We start from the raw sequence: 1,238 nt of genomic DNA, 5'->3' as shown, positions 1-1,238 counted from the left end.
CGAGCGCTTGTGGGGGCTGGGCAGAAACGGCCGCTGCCTATCGCTTTCTGTCCCAAGATCGGCTGGAATGGCACGACATCCTGACACCGCACTGGCAGTGCGCGGCCGAGCGGATGCAGGCTTGCGAGGTGGTGCTGTGCATTCAGGACACGACGGAGCTGGACTTCGATGGCAAGGCAACCGCTGGCCTGGGACCGTTGTCGTATGAAGCGCAGCGCGGCATGTATCTCCACCCCACGTACGCAGTGACGCCGGCGCGCGAGCCCTTGGGTGTGCTGGATGCTTGGATGTGGGCGCGTGGGCCGAAAGGTACTGATGGCAAGCGCGCCGGCCTCAAGGAAAGTACGCGCTGGATAGAAGGCTATGAGCGCGTTGCCGAGCGGGCGTTGGCGATGCCGGCGACGCGACTGGTGTATGTCGCTGACCGCGAAGCCGATATCTTGGCGTTGATGGTGAAGGCGCGCGATCTGGGTCATCCCGCAGACTGGCTGATCCGCTCGCAACACAATCGCGCGTTGCCCGATGGCGAGCGGTTGTGGCATCAGGTCACGGCGGGCGAGCCCTTGGGCGAGATCCGTTTCACGCAGGCTGCGCGGCAAGGCCAGAAGGCGCGAGAGGTTCGGCAGCGGATATGGGCGCAGCGGGTTGAGCTATTCGATGCCGCGCGGGGTGTGGTGAGTGCCACCTGCATCGTTGCGCGAGAGTTGGCACCGTCACCGGGCGTCAAGCCGATCGAATGGCGGTTGCTGAGCAATCGCGAAGTCGGCGATTTCGAAGCCGCTGTGCAGTTGATCGACTGGTACCGTGCGCGGTGGGAGATAGAGATGTTCTTTCATGTACTGAAGAACGGCTGCCGGGTCGAAGCGCTGCAACTGGCCTCAATGGAGCGGCTCGAACGAGCGCTGGCATTGTTCATGGTGGTGGCTTGGCGCATCGCGCGGCTAATGCGGCTGGGGCGCACCTGCCCCGAGCTCGAAGCGCAATTGCTGTTTGAGCGAGATGAATGGCAAGCGGCGTTCATTCTCAACAGGAAAGAGCCGCCCGAGACGCCGCCAAGCCTCAATGAAGTAGTTCGTCTGGTTGCCAGGCTTGGCGGCTTCCTCGCTCGCAAGGGCGATGGCGAACCAGGGGTCAAGACAATCTGGCAAGGCCTGCAGCGCGTAATGGACTTCGCCGCCGGCATCAAGTACGCCAGAGAAATTGGTCACGAGTGACTTGTGTGTAATGCAATGGGTTAA

At 62.4% G+C, this 1,238-nt stretch carries 1 protein-coding gene; it reads left to right on the top strand.

The genetic code is table 11. The features are described from left to right. The coding region (locus J8I34_RS34090) for an IS4 family transposase (RefSeq protein WP_209808568.1) at nt 1-1,214 on the top strand (1,214 nt) is incomplete at its 5' end. Nucleotides 1,215-1,238: the final 24 nt, after the last annotated feature.

Source organism: Cupriavidus phytohabitans, from assembly GCF_017815025.1.
In the GTDB taxonomy this organism is placed as follows: domain Bacteria; phylum Pseudomonadota; class Gammaproteobacteria; order Burkholderiales; family Burkholderiaceae; genus Cupriavidus.
Note: the sequence above shows the minus strand (reverse complement) of the source record. Positions and strands in the feature narration are given on the sequence as shown.